General features: G+C 66.0%; 19 protein-coding genes. 15 read left to right on the top strand and 4 right to left on the bottom strand.

Annotation, left to right across the window (positions count from 1 at the left end; translation table 11 throughout):
• Positions 1-6: 6 nt before the first annotated feature.
• A complete protein-coding gene (locus tag HALNA_RS07230; protein ID WP_049935724.1) occupies positions 7-1,062 on the top strand; it encodes a CNNM domain-containing protein in 1,056 nt (351 codons plus the stop codon).
• Here the strand turns inward: HALNA_RS07230 and HALNA_RS07225 are convergent.
• The gene (locus HALNA_RS07225; RefSeq protein WP_049935723.1) at positions 1,059-1,670 is read right to left on the bottom strand and encodes a DNA-3-methyladenine glycosylase family protein; all 612 of its coding nucleotides are present in this window, start codon (positions 1,668-1,670) and stop codon (positions 1,059-1,061) included. The genes HALNA_RS07230 and HALNA_RS07225 overlap by 4 nt on opposite strands.
• Before the next feature lie 503 nt (positions 1,671-2,173).
• On the opposite strand from HALNA_RS07225, the gene HALNA_RS07220 reads away from it, so the two are divergent.
• On the top strand, positions 2,174-2,392 hold the full coding sequence (locus tag HALNA_RS07220; RefSeq protein ID WP_049935722.1) for a hypothetical protein: 219 nt from the start codon (positions 2,174-2,176) through the stop codon (positions 2,390-2,392).
• Positions 2,393-2,572: 180 nt separating this feature from the next.
• Here the strand turns inward: HALNA_RS07220 and HALNA_RS07215 are convergent, their stop codons facing one another.
• Positions 2,573-2,800: a hypothetical protein gene (locus HALNA_RS07215; RefSeq protein WP_049935721.1), complete on the bottom strand. Its 228-nt coding sequence runs from the start codon at positions 2,798-2,800 to the stop codon at positions 2,573-2,575.
• Positions 2,801-2,871: 71 nt separating this feature from the next.
• Positions 2,872-3,543 carry a DUF1405 domain-containing protein gene (locus tag HALNA_RS07210; RefSeq protein WP_049935720.1) on the bottom strand — a complete coding sequence of 224 codons (672 nt, stop codon included), beginning with the start codon at positions 3,541-3,543 and terminating at the stop codon, positions 2,872-2,874.
• A 161-nt stretch (positions 3,544-3,704) separates the two neighbouring features.
• Between HALNA_RS07210 and HALNA_RS07205 the strand changes: the two genes are divergently transcribed.
• The 12 genes from HALNA_RS07205 to carB all read left to right on the top strand — a co-directional run bounded on the left by HALNA_RS07205 (position 3,705) and on the right by carB (position 14,607).
• On the top strand, positions 3,705-4,703 hold the full coding sequence (locus HALNA_RS07205; protein WP_049935719.1) for a succinylglutamate desuccinylase/aspartoacylase family protein: 999 nt from the start codon (positions 3,705-3,707) through the stop codon (positions 4,701-4,703).
• Between the two features lie 87 nt (positions 4,704-4,790).
• Positions 4,791-5,219, top strand: coding sequence for a succinate dehydrogenase, cytochrome b556 subunit (gene sdhC / locus HALNA_RS07200; RefSeq protein WP_049935718.1), 429 nt, complete (start codon positions 4,791-4,793; stop codon positions 5,217-5,219).
• Positions 5,219-5,599: a succinate dehydrogenase gene (locus HALNA_RS07195; RefSeq protein ID WP_049935717.1), complete on the top strand. Its 381-nt coding sequence runs from the start codon at positions 5,219-5,221 to the stop codon at positions 5,597-5,599. The genes sdhC and HALNA_RS07195 overlap by 1 nt, the downstream gene beginning before the upstream one ends.
• Positions 5,596-6,471: a succinate dehydrogenase/fumarate reductase iron-sulfur subunit gene (locus tag HALNA_RS07190; protein WP_049935716.1), complete on the top strand. Its 876-nt coding sequence runs from the start codon at positions 5,596-5,598 to the stop codon at positions 6,469-6,471. The genes HALNA_RS07195 and HALNA_RS07190 overlap by 4 nt, the downstream gene beginning before the upstream one ends.
• A gap of 3 nt (positions 6,472-6,474) precedes the next feature.
• Positions 6,475-8,304: an FAD-binding protein gene (locus HALNA_RS07185; protein ID WP_049935715.1), complete on the top strand. Its 1,830-nt coding sequence runs from the start codon at positions 6,475-6,477 to the stop codon at positions 8,302-8,304.
• A gap of 249 nt (positions 8,305-8,553) precedes the next feature.
• Entirely contained in the window at positions 8,554-8,973 is a 420-nt protein-coding gene (locus tag HALNA_RS07180) for a type IV pilin (RefSeq protein WP_049935714.1), read from the top strand.
• A gap of 192 nt (positions 8,974-9,165) precedes the next feature.
• The gene (locus HALNA_RS07175) at positions 9,166-9,612 is read left to right on the top strand and encodes a type IV pilin (protein WP_049935713.1); all 447 of its coding nucleotides are present in this window, start codon (positions 9,166-9,168) and stop codon (positions 9,610-9,612) included.
• Positions 9,613-9,676: 64 nt separating this feature from the next.
• Complete coding sequence (locus HALNA_RS07170; RefSeq protein ID WP_049935712.1) at positions 9,677-9,895, top strand: hypothetical protein; 219 nt, start codon at positions 9,677-9,679, stop codon at positions 9,893-9,895.
• Between the two features lie 118 nt (positions 9,896-10,013).
• Entirely contained in the window at positions 10,014-10,265 is a 252-nt protein-coding gene (locus HALNA_RS07165) for a hypothetical protein (RefSeq protein ID WP_049935711.1), read from the top strand.
• Between the two features lie 41 nt (positions 10,266-10,306).
• Complete coding sequence (locus tag HALNA_RS07160; protein ID WP_049935710.1) at positions 10,307-10,840, top strand: DUF5815 family protein; 534 nt, start codon at positions 10,307-10,309, stop codon at positions 10,838-10,840.
• Positions 10,841-10,953: 113 nt separating this feature from the next.
• Positions 10,954-11,166, top strand: a complete 213-nt coding sequence (locus HALNA_RS07155; RefSeq protein ID WP_049935709.1) for a hypothetical protein — start codon at positions 10,954-10,956, stop codon at positions 11,164-11,166.
• 207 nt (positions 11,167-11,373) lie between these two features.
• On the top strand, positions 11,374-14,607 hold the full coding sequence (gene carB, locus HALNA_RS07150; RefSeq protein ID WP_049935708.1) for a carbamoyl-phosphate synthase large subunit: 3,234 nt from the start codon (positions 11,374-11,376) through the stop codon (positions 14,605-14,607).
• A 12-nt stretch (positions 14,608-14,619) separates the two neighbouring features.
• On the opposite strand, the gene HALNA_RS07145 is transcribed toward carB, so the two are convergent.
• Positions 14,620-15,441: an NAD(+)/NADH kinase gene (locus HALNA_RS07145; protein ID WP_049935707.1), complete on the bottom strand. Its 822-nt coding sequence runs from the start codon at positions 15,439-15,441 to the stop codon at positions 14,620-14,622.
• 142 nt (positions 15,442-15,583) lie between these two features.
• Here HALNA_RS07145 and HALNA_RS07140 point away from each other — a divergent pair, with 142 nt between their 5' ends.
• Positions 15,584-16,606, top strand: a complete 1,023-nt coding sequence (locus tag HALNA_RS07140; RefSeq protein ID WP_049935706.1) for a KaiC domain-containing protein — start codon at positions 15,584-15,586, stop codon at positions 16,604-16,606.
• Positions 16,607-16,700 lie beyond the last annotated feature (94 nt).

Genomic DNA, 16,700 nt, shown 5'->3' with positions numbered 1-16,700 from the left:
GGTCACATGACCCCGCTAGAGATCGGGCTTCGACTCGTCGCCGGCGTCCTCCTCATCCTCGCAAACGGCTTTTTCGTCGCTATCGAGTTCGCGCTGACACGCGTCCGCCAGTACCCCGAATCCGAGTTCGACACGCCCGCGCTCGAACGGGCGTGGGAGATGACACAGGACCTCGAAATCTATCTGACGAGCTGTCAGGTCGGGATCACCGCCTCCAGCATCGCGGTGGGTATCGTCGCCGAACCGGCGCTGGCGGCGCTGTTCGAACCGTACTTCGCCGGGGGCGCGCTGGCGTCGGTCGGCGCGGGGGCGCTGATCGCGTACGCGATCATCAACCTCGTCCACCTGACTCACGGCGAACAGACGCCGACGTATCTCGGCGTCGAACGATCGAAGTTCGTCTGCCGGTACGGCGCTCGGCCCCTGTACTGGTTCGCATGGCTCATCTCGCCGATCATGCGCGTCGGCGACAGCGTGGCGAAGGCGACGCTGAAACTCTTCGGCGTCGAGATGACGGGGGCGTGGCTCGAAACCGAGGAACAGGTGATCGAGTCGCGCGCGGACCTCCGCAACCGGCTCGACTCCCTGCTCGACGAGGGTGACGTGCCCGAGGAACGCCAGGAGGAGGTGCTCAACGCCCTCGCCGTCGACGAGATGCCGGTCGCGGATATCGTGACGCCGCCGGAGGATATCGTGGCGCTGTCGACGACGGCGTCGGTCGAGGAGAACCTCGAGACGATGCGGGCGACGCCCCACACCCGATTTCCGCTCGTCGGCGACGACCCCGCGGATCTGCGCGGCGTCGTCTACACGCCCTCGGTGTTGACGCATCTGGAGGCGCTGGAGCGCGGGGAGCGGACGTTCGAGGACGTGGCGGCGGCGCCGATGACGCTCGCGGCGGAGACGAGCGTCAGCGACGCATTCGACCAGTTCCAAGCGCAGGATGGGGAACTCGCCTTGGTGTTCGAAGACGGCGCGGTGGCCGGACTCCTGACCGCGACGGACGCGCTGGAGGCCGTGATGGGTGAACTGGAGGACCCGCTGGATCGGGCGTACGGCTAGCCCTCCCGAACCTCGTCGACCGAGTCGGCGATATCCTCCTCGACGCGCCACAGATAGAGGCTGGCGTAGCTCCGATAGGGCGCCCACCGCTCGGCCGTCTCGACCATTCGCTCGCGGTCGATGTCGCCGTAGAGGGTCCGCATTCCCTTCCGAATCCCGAGGTCACCGACCGGGAACACGTCCGGCCGGCCGAGCGAGAACAGGAGTTGCATCTTCGCGGTCCACGTCCCGACGCCGGTGATCGAGGTGAGTTCGTCGATCACGGCGTCGTCGTCGGTCCCCTCGAAGTGGGCGGCCGTGTATCCGCGGTCCCGAAACGCCTCGGCGACGTTGTTGACGTATCGCGTCTTCTGGCGTGAGAGTCCCGCGCCGCGGAGGGTATCGTCGTCCGCGATCAGGATGCCGTCGGGCGTCACCTCGACGGCCTCGAAGAGCCGGTCGCGCGTGGCTTCGGCCGACGCCATCGACACCTGCTGGCGGAGGATGGAGACGACGAAGCGGGCGAAGAAGTCGTCGGCTGGCTCGACCGAGAGGCGGCCGTGGCGCTCGATCAGCGGTCCGAGGTCCGGATCGGTGCGCAACGCGTCGACGGCGTCGGTATCGTCCATGACGGAAGTGAACGGGCGACGATCATAAGCGGCCGGCCGTGGACGGCGCCAGTGGAATCGCCGGCGCCGTCGAACCCGAGCGCCAGTGTACCGACCGTCGATTCCGGTCGGCCGTCGAGACGGTCCCGGGCACACGGAAGACGTATCGTCCTCGTCCGTGGACCCTCGCTGGGACCGCGTGAGCGGCGTCGTACGTCGTAGTCCTTTTGCGAAATCGTCCGGTACCCCCGTCCATGTCGCTACCGAGTCCCCGACGCAGTTTCGCCGACAGCGTGCCGGTTGCGGGAATTATGTCGTTTTGGCTCGTCGTCTCGTGGCTGGGTTCGCATCCGCTTCTCGGGCGCGGAGCGAGAATCGCCGGTCTCGTGATGGCACTAACGTATGCCGTCGTCAGGGGAGTCACGGCTGCCGCCCGAACTCGTTCGGTGCCCGCACTCGCCGACGTTAGAGCGGTACTACGGGTGAACGGACTCGCGCTGCTCGCCGGGGCGGGGTGGTTTATTATGGCACGGCTGACCTTCTTCGTCGAACAACTGTGGGACGGGTTGGGACTGCCAGGGGCGTTCACCTCGCCGGCCGACGGCCTCGCGTTCGCGTTTACCGCAACCGGTGTCGTGACCGTCGTCCTGTATGCCGTCACGCTCGGTACCGCCGCGCTTCGTGGCGAGTCACCGCCGGGTCGGGACGAAGCCGCCCCGAACGGATCGTCGGTGGACGACTGATACTGTGTATTGTACGGAGGGTCGACAAGGCGGACTGGCGACCCGCCGGTGGAGGAACCCGTACGGGACGGATCGCTGTCCCCGCGTCCCGTCCGTCTCATAGTGTTTATTGTAACGGTGTACCGGTGGTTCGCCGACCCGTCCTGGCGAACTACCGGTACTGACTTACAATGATCACTATCAGTCGGCGCTGTCGGGGCGGAGCACCCCGTTACTCCGAGTGGTCAGTGCCGCCCCGCGACGAGAATCGATCGTCGTCCCGCATTCGGGACACTCGTAGTCGAGATGGTCGGTGTGTACTTCGAGGATCCAGTCTCCGTTGATTCGGCTCGCGTGCTTGCAGTTGACACAGTAAAGCGTCGGCTCATGAGACGGCCGGCGCTCGGTGGGCGTACTGGAGGGAACCATTTCGTTGTCTAGCGGCCGACCGATGATAACGGTGTCGTTCTCGAAGCCGGCGCAGAGGGAGAACCGTTCAATTACTCCCCGGCCGGAGCCAGCGGATCGAACCGCTCGGGACGGTCGAAGATCCGGTCGGCGACGTAGACGGCGACCACCGAGAGGAGGAGCGTCGCGAGGATCAGGGGAACCCCGGGGTCGTAACGGAGCGGCGGGTGGTAGCCGAGGGCGTAATCGAAGACGTCGTTGACGAGGAGGGCAACGAGGGCGACTTTGAGCGCGCGGTCGGTGGTCCGGCCGTAGTAGGGGATGGCAAAGGCCTCGACGACGAACAGCAGGTGGGTGAACATGATGCCCCAGTAGTCCCAGAGCGCCCCGGGAGCACCGACGTACTGGTCGGGATGGAGGTTGAGCGCGACGATGGTCCAGAGGCCGTATTTGACCAGCCAGACGAACGCGAACGTGTGGAGGTAGGTCAGCGGGGTGTTCGTCGGGGCGTCCCGGACGCGGTTGTCGAGGTTGGGGAGCAGCGTCGCGAGCGAGAGCGTCGCCAGCGCGAGTGCGGTCGGGGAGTCGCCGAAGAGCGGGTAGAAGAAGGTCGGGAGGTCGGCGAAGGAGGGGTCGGCGTGGACGTAGAAGCTCACGCCGACGAGGAAGGCGGCGCCGTTGGCGACGAGGAGCGTCGAGAGGCTGGGCGCGTGGCCGAGGTAGTACTCCACGTACCGTCCGGCGTCGAACGAAACCGTGACCATCGGTGTGGTGGTCGGGCGGTCGGGGGTAAAACCTGTCGCGTCCGGCGGAGGCGTTCGATTCCGTGAAACGGGGACCGGCGCGCCCACGACGCCCTCGAACGCCACGGCGTCTCCGAGCCGATGGCCGACAGTATAAATAGCCGCCTCTCGCAGGGTGGGACATGGATTCGGACGCGGCCTTCACGTACAACGGCGGGAGGGTCGCCCCCGGCGAGCGGCAGAACCTCCGGTACGGGATCAGCGAGACGTATCTCGGCGATCCGGTGCGGATTCCGGTCACCATCGTCAACGGGGAACGACCGGGGCCGACGGTGTTTCTGTCGGCGGCCGCCCACGGCGACGAACTCAACGGCATCGAGGTGGTGCGGGAGGTGGCGTTCGAGTGGGACCTCGACGATCTGGCGGGGACCATCGTCTGCCTGCCCGTCCTGAACGTGCAGGGGTTTCTCACCCAGCAGCGGTATCTCCCCATCTACGACCGCGACCTCAACCGCTCGTTTCCGGGCGATTCCGATTCGACGAGCGCGAAGCGGATGGCCCACGTCATCTTCCAGAACTTCATCGAACCCTGTGACTTCGGTATCGACTTCCACACCTCGACGCGGGGGCGGACCAACATGCTCCACGTGCGCGCGGACACGTCCGACGACGCGGTGTCGCGACTCGCCTACGCCTTCGGCGCGAGCGTCGTCGTCGACGGCGCGGGAAGCGACGGCACGCTCCGCGGTGAGGCGACCCGCGCGGGCGTCCCGACCATCACGGTCGAGATGGGACAGGCCCACCGGTTCGAACGTCGACTGATCGACGACGCTCTCGGTGGCGTCCAGAGCGTGTTCGCGGAGTACGGCCTCCAGTCGGGCACGGTCCGCTGGCCCGGGTGGCGGACGGTCGTGACCGAGAAGACGTGGATTCGGGCCGACGCGGGCGGCATGGTGGATATGCACCACGAGCGCGGGAGCCTGGTTCGGGAGGGCGAGTGCATCTGTACGATCACCGATCCGTTCAAGGCCGACGACACGCCGGTCGAAGCGCCCTTCACCGGCGTGCTGATCGGGGTGTTGGAGAACCCGGTGGTGTATCCGGGCAACCCAATCTGTCACCTCGCGGAACTCGACGCGGAGACGTCACGGATCGTCGACCGCCGACAGGCGGATCGATGATCGACGGAATCGGCAGCAAACGGCGTCACGAGCGCCCGTGAGCGTACGTAACTTCTATACGATCACGGTTCCGACTGCCGGACGAGCATGAGTCAGTCTTACGATCGGGGCCTCATCGAGGACTTCGGCCGGTGGCGGGAGTTCTCGGCCGGCATGTGGGCCTGGATCTTCCACAAGTTTACCGGCTGGGTGTTGATCGGTTATCTGTTCACCCACATCGCCGTCCTGAGTACGGCGCTCACGTCGGCCAGTGCCGATCCCGCGACGGTCGCGGCGAATCAGGATCTCTATACGCAGACGATCCGGACGCTGGAGAGTCTGCTGGTGGTCCGCATCCTCGAGGTCGGGCTTCTAGCCGTCGCCGTGTTCCACATCCTGAACGGGACGCGGCTGCTGCTGGTCGACCTCGGTATCGGCCTCGGCTCGCAGGATCGAAGCTTCTACGCGTCGCTGATCCTGACGGGCGCCATCGTGGTGGCGAGCATCCCCACCTTCCTCGCGGGGGTGTCGCTCTGATGGCGGAGCGCTACTCCTCGTTCCGGGCGGGCGGCCGCCTGTGGCTCTGGCAGCGCATCACCGCTGCCTTCCTCATCGCCGTGCTCGCCTTCCACTTCTTCCTCCTTCATTTCGTCCACCACGCCGACGAGGTGACGTTCGCGATGAGCGCCGGACGGATGGAGACGTGGAGTTACTACTCGCTGATGATCCTCTTTCTGGTAACCGCGACGTTCCACGGGGTCAACGGCGTCTACAACGCCCTGATCAACGCCGGCCTGACCGGCGCCAAGCGCCAGGCCGTCAAGGTCGTCCTCGGCGCCGCGAGCCTCCTGTTGCTGGTGCAAGGGTTCAGAACCGCGAACGCGTGGGCCGGCATCGACCTACTCCCAATCCTATGAGTACGCAACGACAGCAACCCGAGACCGAGACGGAGAGTACGGAAACCGAGACGGCACAGGACCGACGGCTCGAAAAGAAGCGCCAGCGCGCCGCGGAGCGCGAACGGGCGCGCGTCGAGGCCGAGGAGCGTGCCGCGGCGGACGCGGAGCGCTACCACCTCAAGGTGTTCCGGTACGACCCCGAAGTGGAGGGCAAGCAGGAACCCCGCTTCGACGACTTCCACGTCCCCTACGAACCGGGAATGACGGTGCTGGACGCGCTCATATACGCGCGCGACCAGTTCGACGCGAGCCTCACCTTCCGGCACTCCTGCCGACAGGCCATCTGTGGCTCCGACGCCCTGTTCGTTAACGGCTCCCAGCGACTCGGGTGTCAGACACAGCTCTCGGACCTCGATCAGCCGGTTCGGATCGAACCGCTCCCCCACTCCGAAGTGGTGAAGGATTTGGTCGTCGACATGGAACACTTCTACGACCAGATGGAGGCGGTCGAGCCGTACTTCCAGACGGAGAACCGCCCGGAGGGGGAACTGGAAGAACAGCGCCAGAGCCGGGAGAACCGCGAGAAGATCAAGAAGTCGACGCGGTGTATCTGGTGTGGGGCGTGTATGTCCTCCTGTAACATCGCGGCCGGCGACAACGAGTATCTGGGCCCGGCGGCGATCAACAAGGCCTACCGCTTCGCGATGGACGAGCGCGAGGGCGAGAACGTGAAACAGCGGCGCCTGGAGATCATCGAGCAGGAACACGGCGTCTGGCGGTGTCAGACGCAGTTCTCGTGTACGGAGGTGTGTCCGAAGGACATCCCCCTGACAGAGCACATCCAGGAGTTGAAACGCGAGGCAGTCAAGAGCAACCTGAAATTCTGGTAAATCATGCACGAATACGACGTCATCGTGGTCGGCGCGGGCGGCGCGGGCCTGCGCGCGGCCATCGCGGCACAGGAAGCGGGCGCGGACGTGGCGATGGTCACGAAACTCCACCCGGTCAGAAGTCACACGGGTGCGGCGGAGGGTGGCATCAACGCCGCCCTCCGCGAGGGCGACGATTGGGAACTCCACGCCTACGACACCATGAAGGGGTCGGACTATCTGGCCGACGCCCCCGCAGCGGAGGCGTTGACCCAGGAGAGCCCGAAGGAAGCGATCCAACTGGAGCACTGGGGGATGGCCTTCTCCCGCGAGGACGACGGCACCGTCTCCCAGCGCCCCTTCGGCGGTCTATCGTTCCCGCGGACGACCTACGCGGGCGCGGAGACGGGCCATCACCTCCTGCACACCCTGTACGAACAGGTGGTCAAGCGAGGCATCGAGGTGTTCGACGAGTGGTACGTCCTGAACCTCGCCGTCTCCGACGAGGACGACCCGGCGGACCGGCGCTGTCACGGCGTCGTCGCCTACGAGACGGCGACCGGGAACGTCGACGCCTTCACCGCCCGCGACGGCGTCATCCTCGCCACTGGCGGGCTGGGACAGGTGTACGACCACACCACGAACGCCGTCGCGAACACGGGCGACGGGGTGGCGATGGCCTACCGCGCGGGCGTCCCCGCCGAGGACATGGAGATGATACAGTTCCACCCGACGACGCTCCCGTCGACGGGCGTCCTCATCTCGGAAGGGGTCCGCGGCGAGGGCGGCATCCTCTACAACGACGACGGGGAGCGGTTCATGTTCGAGAACGGCTACGCGAACAACGACGGGGAACTCGCCTCCCGTGACGTGGTGTCCCGCGCCGAGTTGACCGAGGTGAACGAGGGCCGTGGCATCGAGGACGAGTACGTCCACCTCGATATGCGCCACCTCGGCGAGGAGCGGATCGTCGACCGACTCGAAAACATCCTCCACCTCGCGGAGGACTTCGAGGGCGTCGACGGGTTGGAGGAGCCGATGCCGGTCAAGCCCGGCCAGCATTACGCGATGGGTGGCATCGAGACGGACGAGTACGGCCAGACCTGTGTCGACGGACTGTACGCCGTCGGCGAGTGTGCGTGTGCGAGCGTCCACGGCGCGAACCGCCTCGGCGGCAACGCCCTGCCCGAACTCACGGTGTTCGGGAAGCGCGCCGGGACCCACGCCGCCGGGGGCGACACCGAGGAGCCCCGAGTCACGGTCGGCTGGACCGACGACTCGGAGGACGGCGACGTGGACTCGCCGGTCACCCTCGGGGAGCCGTGGACGACCGAAGCCGTCGCGGACGGCGGTGCGGCCGCGAAGACGGGCGAGGCGGTCGTCGAGCGCACGCTCGAACGGGAGCGCGAACGGGTCGAGCGTCTGCTCGAACGCGACGAGGGGACCCAGCACGCCGAAATTCGGGCGTCGGTCCAGCATACGATGACCAAAAACGTCAACGTCTTCCGCGAGGAGGACGCGCTGAAGGAGGCGCTGGTCGACATCCGCGCCGCGCGCGAGCGCTACCGCGACGTCTACGTCGCCGACCCGTCGAGTACGTACAACACGGATCTGATCCAGACCATCGAGACGCGGAACCTGCTCGACATCGCCGAGGTGATCACGATGGGCGCGCTCGCCCGCGAGGAGTTCCGCGGCGCACACTGGCGCAAGAAACACCAGGAACGCAAGGACGACGAGTGGCTCAAACACACGATGGTCTCCTGGTCGGACGGCGCCCCCGAACTCTGGTACAAGCCGGTCGTCCTCGAAGGGCAGAACCAGACGTACGAACCGAAAGAGCGGAGCTACTGACACCCGGCCGTCTTTCGACGCCGTCGGCGACCTAATCGACCGACTGCGCGGCTCCGAAGGGTCGACATTCGTTTCGACACGCGACGTTCAACGACGCCCTGAGACTCGTTTTGCGCCCCAATTATCTTCTGTGATATTTGAACGCCCGGATTTATCACTCACCCCGTCGTTCTCTCGGACAACACGCCGACGCGTGTCCGTGCGGGAGCATTCGATCCCCCCGGCTCCGGCCCGGCGTGTCGACAACCCATGCAACTGAAAGAACTACTTACCGAGGATCGTGCGGTTAGCCCGGTCATCGGCGTCATTCTGATGGTGGCGATCACCGTCATTCTGGCCGCCGTGATCGGCACGTTCGTCCTCGGTCTGGGCGATCAGGTTAGCGAGAGTGCACCGCAAGCGAGCTTCAGCTTCGACTTCAACACCAGTAACACCAGTGCGACCATCACGCACGAGGGTGGTGAAACACTGGAGAACAGCAATATCGGCGTGAGCGGTGATGATGGCACCCCTAATGGTGCCAACAATTTCGCAGGGAGTACGATCACTGCCGGCGACTCCTCCGTGTACGGGAGCGTTAGTCCTGGTGAAACGATCCGCGTCATCTGGACCAACCCAGCAGGTGGCGCGACGAACACCATCGCCCGCGCGACTGCACCGCAGAGCTGATTCCAACGCAGCATTTCGTTTTTTTTATTTATCAACGCCGGAGTGCCTACTCCACCGTGTGCTCTGATTATCTTATTTGATATTTTTTTACGCAGGTTTATTATTCGTCCGACCATCGACTGACCCAACACGTCGACGCGTGTCCGTGCGGGAGCTTCCATCCCCCCGGCTCCGGCCCGGCGTGACACACCCATGCAACTGAAAAACCTACTGACGGAAGACCGTGCAGTCAGCCCGGTCATCGGCGTCATTCTGATGGTGGCGATCACCGTCATTCTGGCCGCCGTGATCGGTACCTTCGTCCTCGGCCTGGGCGATCAGGTGAGCGACAACGCGCCGCAAGCGAGCTTCAGCTTCGAATTCGCCGATACCGGCGGGTTCGACGGATCGGGCGACGACTACGTCAACATCACCCACGAAGGAGGGACAACCATCGACAACGCTACACTCGGCGTCCAGGGTGACGGGAGCGCCGACTTGGCGCTCGAAGACGCCGGTGGCTGGGCCGACGGCACCATCAACGCCGGTGACCAGATCTCGTACAACGGCGTCAACTCCGGCGAGACGGTCCGCGTCGTCTGGACGAACCCCAACGGCGGCAGCACGAACACTATCGCCCGCGCGACCGCACCGCAGTAACGAAGCGGGGCGATTTTTCGGATCGAACCGTCAGCCTCAGTAGCGGCGGGTGCGTAGGGCGGCTATGGAGTTCGACGGGTATCTGAACCGCGACACGCTGTTGATTATTCTCCTTCTCGTCCTCGGGATCGGCGGTTCGGGGATCGCACGCGGCTTCCTCTCCGAGCAGGGACACGACGCGCTCGGATCGGCGGTGTTCGTGTTGGGCTACGGGACGATGGTCCTCCTGTTGTGGTGGGGCTGGCTTCGCCCGCTCGACATCACGGGTCCGAGCGAACGGTAAGCGACTGCTGGCCGTCGCTGCGTCGCGAAGTCGTCGCTCGGGAGGCTCGCGGCCGCCGAGGGGCCGTCGTCGGTAAACGGAACTTTAATGGCCGATTCCGGGCGAGTTGTGAATAGGAATGCTCCCGCTACAGCTCATCGACAGTTTTCTGCTCGAATACAACGTCGGGCAGGCGCTGTTGCTGGTTTTCATCCTCGCGACGGTCGGCGCGCTGCCGCTGAAATCCCGGCGGGTCATCGCCGCCAACGCGACGCTGTTCGGTCTCGTATTCATCATGACGCCCCAGGCGCTCGCACCGGTGCATTACCTGTTTCTCGGCATCGTCCTGCTGGTCGTCGGCCCGGTGCTGTGGGTGACGGCGGACCGATAGGAGAACGCGACGTTTAACCGCGCGAGGGTGCAACCGACGGTATGACGAAACCGGGCGTCCCCGGTGACGACGCACGGACGATCGACCTCCCCTGCGGGGAGGCCGTCCGCGCCACCGACCTCGATCTGGGAATGCGGGAGTTCGACTGCGCCTGCGGCGACGTCCACGCCGTCGTGATGGACGTCCATCCGCCCGAGCGATTCCTTCCCGACTTCCTGGTCGAACTCCTTCGGGAGACGGTCGAAACGAGCAGCGAGGAGATGCCGGAGTTCGACACGCCACACCTGCTTGGTGTCGTGTTGGAGGAGTTCCCCGAGCAGGTTGCCGTCGCGGATCTGAGCGACGAGGGCGACGTGGGCTACGCGCTCCTGTGGGTCAGCGACTTCGACGCCCGACGGCTCCACGAGGTGGTCGTCGAACTCGTGATCGAGTTGATGGAGCACGCCGTCAGCCACGCCGACGACGACGCGGCGATCCAGGAGTTCGAACGGCAGATGCTGGAGTTCGACGTGTCGGCGTTCGTCGATCAGTATCGCGCCGAACGGGACTTGGACGCCGACGACGTGTACGTGTAGGGAGAGCCGTCACGGGCGGGAGCCACACCTACGGCGGTTCACAGGCGGCGTCTGACAGTCGTCGGACGGTCGTCTCACTGAACACTAAGTCGTTCCCGGCCGTTGTGTGACGTATGCGCCCCCGATCCAGGCAGTACGAGCAACTCCGGGGCGTGCTCTCCGAAGCCGACGAGCCGCTGACTGCCCGAGAGATCCTGACACTCCTCGAAGAGGCGGAGGAGTTCGAGAGTGCTCACCGCGTCGCGACGGTGCTCGGCCGGTGGGCCGAGGAAGGTGACATCGAGGTCCTTCAGGGCAGCCCCTACCGCTACCAGCTAAACAACTGATCGGACTTCGTTGGGCATCTGACGGGGCGAGAGCGGCGACGCCGTGCGGAACGTGACACCCGAAAAGCGGCCGCACCGCCCCGGAGGCGCCAGTGTGAAAGCCCACACCCACCATGGTACGCCGTGTCGTTTCGAAATCCGTAATTTCGCTTCGTATCTCGTACTGTTTCGTGGGGCTTATTACGATGTGCGAACTCCGATTCGACGATGACCGACGAGGCCACCGTGACCGGGACGGACCCGGCTACCGACTCCGAGGATCGGACGATACTGTTGATCGGGAGCGGCCCGATTCAGATCGGACAGGCCGCCGAGTTCGACTACTCCGGCGCACAGGCCTGCCGAGCCCTGCAGGAGGAGGGGGCACGAGTCGTCCTCGTCAACTCGAACCCCGCGACGATCATGACCGACCCCGACATGGCCGACCGGGTGTACATCGAACCCATCACCACCGAGGCCATCGCGGAGATCATCCGGCAGGAGCAACCGGACGGCGTGATCGCCGGCCTCGGCGGCCAGACCGGTCTGAACGTCACCGCCGAACTCGCCGAGGAGGGCGTCCTCGAGGAACACGACGTGGAGATCATGGGGACGCCGCTCGACACCATCTACGCGACGGAGGATCGCGACCTCTTCCGCCAGCGCATGGAGAATATCGGACAACCGGTTCCCGGCTCCACCACCATCTCCCTCGACGAGGGCGAGCAAGTGAGCAAGATGGACGAGGAGTCGCTCCGCGAACGCGTCGAGGCCGCGGTCGACGAGGTGGGCGGCCTGCCCGTCATCGCCCGCACGACCTACACCCTCGGCGGGTCGGGGTCGGGTGTCGTCGACAACATGCCGGAACTCCTCGAGCGCGTCCGCAAGGGCCTGCGCCTCTCGCGGAACAACGAAGTGCTCATCACCGAATCCATCGCCGGATGGGTCGAACTGGAGTACGAGGTGATGCGTGACGCGGACGACTCGACCATCATCATCTGCAACATGGAGAACCTCGACCCGATGGGTATCCACACGGGCGAGTCGATGGTCGTCACGCCGTCGCAGGTGATCCCCGACGACGGCCACCAGGAGATGCGCGACGCCGCGCTCGAAGTCATTCGCGAACTCGGCATTCAGGGTGGCTGTAACATCCAGTTCGCGTGGCACGACGACGGCACGCCCGGCGGCGAGTACCGGGTGGTCGAGGTGAACCCCCGCGTCTCCCGCTCCTCCGCGCTCGCCTCGAAGGCGACGGGCTACCCCATCGCCCGCGTCACCGCGAAAGTCGCGCTGGGTAAGCGCCTCCACCAGATCGAAAACGAAATCACGGGCGAGACGACCGCCGCTTTCGAACCCGCGATCGACTACGTGGTGACGAAGATTCCGCGGTGGCCGAAAGACAAGTTCGCCGACGTGGACTTCACGCTCGGGACGGCGATGAAGTCGACGGGCGAGGCGATGTCCATCGGGCGGACCTTCGAGGAGTCGCTGCTGAAGGCGCTCCGGTCGACGGAGTACGACCCCGCCGTCGACTGGGTCGACGTGGACGACGAGGCCTTGGAGAGCGATTATCTCGCCAAACCGACGCCGGATCGCCCTTACGCTATCTTCGAGGCGTTCGACCGCGGCTACACCGTCGGCGACGTGGTCGATCTGACCGGTATCAAAGAGTGGTACGTCGAGCGGTTCGAGCGCATCTCCGCCGCCGTCGCGAACGCCGCCGAGGGCGACTTCACCGACGCCGCCGTCAAGGGCGTCACCAACGCCGAAATCGCGTCGGCCGCGGGGTCGGACGTGGGCACCGTCGAGACGGCGGTCCCCGGTCGCACGTACAAACAGGTCGACACCTGCGCCGGCGAGTTCGCCGCCCAGACGCCGTACTACTACTCCTCGCGGAAACCCGAGTTCGTCACCGGTCCCTTCGAGGGCGACGCGGCGGCGGGCGAACTCCGCGTCGACCGCGACGTAGAGAGCGTCGTCGTCGTCGGCGGCGGCCCCATCCGGATCGGCCAGGGCGTCGAGTTCGACTACTGTTCGGTCCACGCCATCCAGGCGCTCCGCGAGGAAGGCATCGACGCCCACGTCGTCAACAACAACCCCGAGACGGTGTCGACGGACTACGACACCTCCGACGGCCTCTTTTTCGAGCCGATCACGGCCGAGGAGGTGGCGGACGTGATCGAAGCCGCCGACGCCGACGGCGTGATGGTGCAGTTCGGCGGGCAGACCTCGGTCAACATCGGCCACCCGCTCGAAGCCGAACTGCAGCGCCGCGGCCTCGACTGTGAGGTCTTGGGCACGAGCGTCGACGCGATGGATCTCGCGGAGGACCGAGACCGGTTCAACCGGCTGATGGACGATCGCGGCATCGTCCAGCCGGAGGGTGGCTCCGCGACCAGCGAGGCCGAAGCGCTCGAACTCGCGAACTCGATTGGCTACCCCGTCCTCGTCCGCCCCTCCTACGTCCTCGGCGGGCGCGCGATGGACGTGGTGTACAACGACGAGGATCTGAAGGAGTACATCGAGGAGGCGGTGCGCGTCTCGCCCGACAAACCGATCCTTATCGACGAGTTCCTCGACGACGCGGTGGAACTGGACGTCGACGCCGTCGCCGACGGCGAGGACGTCATCATCGGCGGCGTGATGGAACACGTCGAGAGCGCCGGCGTCCACTCCGGCGACTCGGCGTGTATGATCCCGCCCCAGGCCGACGCGGTGACCGAGGTGATGGACCGCGTGCGCGAGGTGACGGTCGAAATCGCGCGCGAACTCGATACCGTGGGGCTGTTGAACGTCCAACTCGCCGTCAAGGACGGGACGGTGTACGTCCTCGAAGCCAACCCGCGGTCGTCGCGGACGGTTCCCTTCGTCTCGAAGGCGACGGGCGTCCCCATCGCCAAACTAGCGGCGAAGGTGATGGCCGGGGCTTCCCTCGACGACCTCGACGCACGAGAGCAGATCCCGGAGAAGGTGAGCGTCAAGGAAGTCGTCCTGCCCTTCGACCGGCTGCCCGGTAGCGACCCGCGCCTCGGCCCCGAGATGAAATCGACGGGCGAGGTGATGGGCACGGCCGAGCACTTCGGCAAGGCCTACGAGAAGGCACAGTCCGCCACGGGTAAGGCCATCCCGAGCGAAGGGACGGCCGTCGTCGACCTCTCGGCGTCGGAGTTCCCCGACCCCGACAGCGAGGCGGGCCAGGCACTGATCGACGCCTTCGCCGAATTCTACGAAATCGAAGAGTTCGAGGACCTATCGGACGCTATCCGCCGGGGCGAGGTCGACGTGATCGTCTCGCGCAACCGCGAGGCGCTCGAAGTCGCCGTCGAGGAGGACGTGACATACTTCTCGACGCACGCGTCCGCGGAGGCCGTCCTGGAGGGACTACGCCATCAGGACGACCCCATCGACGTGCAGGCCACCTCGGACCGGCCGAAGGTTCAAAAGCAGTGGGGCGAGTAGGGCCGTAGCCGACTACTCGAGTTTTCCGAGCGCTTCGAAGAAATCCGACGTCGGACCGGCGACCCGCACGGGCGCGTCGGCGCGGCCGACACGCACCTCGGTCGGCGGGTCGAGTTCCCGGAGGACGCGGCCGTCGCCGACGACGACCGCCCGGTCGGTTCCGGAGACGCGGATCGTCACCTCGCTTTCGGGGCCGACCACGAGCGGCGGCATCCCCTCGTTCGCACACATCTCGTTGATGACGAGGGCGTCGACGCCGGGGTGGACGAGCGGTCCGGCCTCGCTGAGGTTGTAGGCCGTACTCCCCGTGGGTGTGGCGACGAGGACGCCGTCGGCGCGACTCGACGAGTAGCGCGAGCCGTCGACGAGCACGTCGCAGTCGACGCCGCCGCTCGGGCCCCGGATCGGTCCCTGGACGACCACCTCGTTCGTCGTCGGCGGGGCGGTCCAGTCGTCGACGCGAGCGGCCAGACGCGGTGTCTCGCGAACCGACATCTCGCCGGCGTAGAAAGCCGCCACCTCGTCGAGGACGACCTCGACCGCCTCGTCGGGGCCGACGGCGTTGAGAAAGCCGACCTCGCCGAGGTTGACGCCGAGGATCGGCGTGCCGTCGGCACCGCGGGCGGCATAGAGGAAGGTGCCGTCGCCGCCGATGCTGACCACGAGATCACAGGCGTCGAACGCCTCGACCGGCGTGCCGTCGAGGTCGAGGGCCTCGGCGGTCGCCGTATCGACGGCGACGGAGACGCCCTCGGTCCGGAGTTGCTGGCGTAGCTCCGCCGCGAGAAACGCCGCCCGACTGTTGCCCTTCTGTGCGACGAGGCCGACGTACATACTCGGGTCTCACCCCGTGATCAAAAAAGCCCACCGAACGGACAACATTCATCACACCGGCGTGCGCAGGGTAACCGATGGCAGGTTCCGCGGGGACGGTCGCCGGACGTGGTCGTCGCGGACCGAACGGCGGTGACCGGCGATGAGCGAGGACGACGACTGGTTCGAGCGGGCACTCCGGGAGTCCGAATCGGCGGAATCGGACGACGAGGAGACGGAATCGGCTACGGAGAAGGCGGAGTCGGACGACCCATCGTTCGAGGAGGACTTCGCAAGCGCGATCGAAGACGCGCCGGCGCCCGACGGGCCGGCGGAGGGCGACTCGCCGTTCGAGGAGGACTTCGCGAGCGCGTTCGAGAACGCCCCGGATATCGGCGACTCGACGGACGAGATGGATGACGGTCCCCTCGACGGCGGTGAGGGGCCCACGGCCGACCCGTTCGACAGCGACGCCGAGTTCGATTCGGCGATCGACCGAATCGACCTCGGGATCGAGGGACTCGACGACATGATTCTCGGCGGCGTCCCGGAGCGCTCGCTCATCTCGATCATCGGCTCCGCGGGGACCGGGAAGACCACGTTCGGCCTCCAGTTCCTCGAAGAGGCGCTGTCGAACGGCGAGCGTGGCGTCTATCTGACACTCGAGGAGAGCACGGAGCGCATCTACGACACCGCCGAGGAGAAGGGGTGGCCGTTCGCGGAGTACGCCGAGGAGGGGCGACTTGCCGTCGTCCACCTCGACCCCGTCGAGATGGCGAACAGCCTCTCGAGCATCCGCAGCGAGTTGCCCGAACTGATCAAGGACTTCGGCGCCGACCGACTCGTCCTCGACTCCGTGTCGCTCCTGGAGATGATGTACGACCGGCCCTCGGAGCGCCGGAGCGAGGTGTATCAGTTCTCGAAATCGCTCAAGGAGGCGGGTGTGACGACACTCGTGACGAGCGAGGCCAGCAGCGAGACGCCATACGGCTCCCGGTACGGCATCATCGAGTATCTCGCGGACGCGGTGTTCGTCCTCCAGTACGTCCGGGCCTCCGACTTCCAGGAGACGCGACTGGCCGTCGAGATTCAGAAGATTCGCGACGCGAACCACTCCCGGGAGACCAAGCCCTACGAAATCACCAACGATGGGCTGAGCGTCTACCGGCAGGCGAACATCTTTTGATTCCCCGACGGCGACGGCCACCGAGTCGGGCGGGCGCGGCCTCGTACGGGTTACCGTACGCCAGTGCCGAGGGGGTGCCGGGACGGCCCGGCGA

The organism is Haloplanus natans DSM 17983 (assembly GCF_000427685.1).
GTDB lineage: Archaea > Halobacteriota > Halobacteria > Halobacteriales > Haloferacaceae > Haloplanus > Haloplanus natans.
This window is presented reverse-complemented; position numbering and strand designations above follow the sequence as displayed.

Coding starts and splice junctions, on each gene's coding strand:
- HALNA_RS07230 (WP_049935724.1), top strand. CDS start 7: ATGACCCCGCTAGAGATCGGGCTTCGACTCGTCGCCGGCGTCCTCCTC.
- HALNA_RS07225 (WP_049935723.1), bottom strand. CDS start 1,670: ATGGACGATACCGACGCCGTCGACGCGTTGCGCACCGATCCGGACCTC.
- HALNA_RS07220 (WP_049935722.1), top strand. CDS start 2,174: ATGGCACGGCTGACCTTCTTCGTCGAACAACTGTGGGACGGGTTGGGA.
- HALNA_RS07215 (WP_049935721.1), bottom strand. CDS start 2,800: ATGGTTCCCTCCAGTACGCCCACCGAGCGCCGGCCGTCTCATGAGCCG.
- HALNA_RS07210 (WP_049935720.1), bottom strand. CDS start 3,543: ATGGTCACGGTTTCGTTCGACGCCGGACGGTACGTGGAGTACTACCTC.
- HALNA_RS07205 (WP_049935719.1), top strand. CDS start 3,705: ATGGATTCGGACGCGGCCTTCACGTACAACGGCGGGAGGGTCGCCCCC.
- sdhC (WP_049935718.1), top strand. CDS start 4,791: ATGAGTCAGTCTTACGATCGGGGCCTCATCGAGGACTTCGGCCGGTGG.
- HALNA_RS07195 (WP_049935717.1), top strand. CDS start 5,219: ATGGCGGAGCGCTACTCCTCGTTCCGGGCGGGCGGCCGCCTGTGGCTC.
- HALNA_RS07190 (WP_049935716.1), top strand. CDS start 5,596: ATGAGTACGCAACGACAGCAACCCGAGACCGAGACGGAGAGTACGGAA.
- HALNA_RS07185 (WP_049935715.1), top strand. CDS start 6,475: ATGCACGAATACGACGTCATCGTGGTCGGCGCGGGCGGCGCGGGCCTG.
- HALNA_RS07180 (WP_049935714.1), top strand. CDS start 8,554: ATGCAACTGAAAGAACTACTTACCGAGGATCGTGCGGTTAGCCCGGTC.
- HALNA_RS07175 (WP_049935713.1), top strand. CDS start 9,166: ATGCAACTGAAAAACCTACTGACGGAAGACCGTGCAGTCAGCCCGGTC.
- HALNA_RS07170 (WP_049935712.1), top strand. CDS start 9,677: ATGGAGTTCGACGGGTATCTGAACCGCGACACGCTGTTGATTATTCTC.
- HALNA_RS07165 (WP_049935711.1), top strand. CDS start 10,014: ATGCTCCCGCTACAGCTCATCGACAGTTTTCTGCTCGAATACAACGTC.
- HALNA_RS07160 (WP_049935710.1), top strand. CDS start 10,307: ATGACGAAACCGGGCGTCCCCGGTGACGACGCACGGACGATCGACCTC.
- HALNA_RS07155 (WP_049935709.1), top strand. CDS start 10,954: ATGCGCCCCCGATCCAGGCAGTACGAGCAACTCCGGGGCGTGCTCTCC.
- carB (WP_049935708.1), top strand. CDS start 11,374: ATGACCGACGAGGCCACCGTGACCGGGACGGACCCGGCTACCGACTCC.
- HALNA_RS07145 (WP_049935707.1), bottom strand. CDS start 15,441: ATGTACGTCGGCCTCGTCGCACAGAAGGGCAACAGTCGGGCGGCGTTT.
- HALNA_RS07140 (WP_049935706.1), top strand. CDS start 15,584: ATGAGCGAGGACGACGACTGGTTCGAGCGGGCACTCCGGGAGTCCGAA.